The 673-nt window shown below is 44.1% G+C and carries 1 pseudogene; it reads right to left on the minus strand.

The features are described from left to right. A pseudogene (locus HMPREF2795_RS08500) lies at positions 1–673 on the minus strand (class I tRNA ligase family protein); the annotation flags it as partial.

The following is a 673-nucleotide window of genomic DNA, read 5'->3' on the forward strand; positions in this document are numbered from 1 at the left end:
TGATTGGTTTTTTCGTACGCCAGTCAAATGGGTATGAGTGAGAGATTTCTTCTTGAGCAAGAAGGAGGTTGCCTAGTTTCTCGATAACAGTTGGAACCACCTTGTCATAGAATTGACCTTCGAACTCAGCGCCAGCATTAGCCATCATAATTCCGCGTTCGTTAACTGTCACAGCAACTTCAAGACCATTAGCCACACCAACATTGTAGTCGTCCTCACCAAAACCAGGAGCTGTATGGACGATACCTGTACCAGAGTCAGTTGTAACGTGGTCACCAAGGATAACGAGTTCATCTACTGCAGTATCCCATGGGTGTTCTGTCACGATATGGTTCAATTCTTGGCCACGATAAGTCGCCAAAACTTGAACATCAGTCCAGCCAAATTTCTCAGACAAGCTGTTCAACAATTCAGCAGCAACCACAAACTTACGAGTTTCACCAGCAGGTTGAACCAAAACGTAGTCAATATCCGCACCAACAGTCAAACCACGAGAAGCAGTGATAGTAAATGGAGTTGTTGTCCAAACAACGATGTAAGTATCAGTGTCTAACACACCTTTGCCATCCTTGACCTTATTGGCATAGTAAAGTGATGTTGAAACCAAGTCATGGTATTCAATTTCCGCTTCAGCAAGAGCTGACTCAGATGACCATGACCAGTAAACTGGCTT

The organism is Streptococcus sp. HMSC056C01 (genome assembly GCF_001811305.1).
Taxonomy (GTDB): domain Bacteria; phylum Bacillota; class Bacilli; order Lactobacillales; family Streptococcaceae; genus Streptococcus.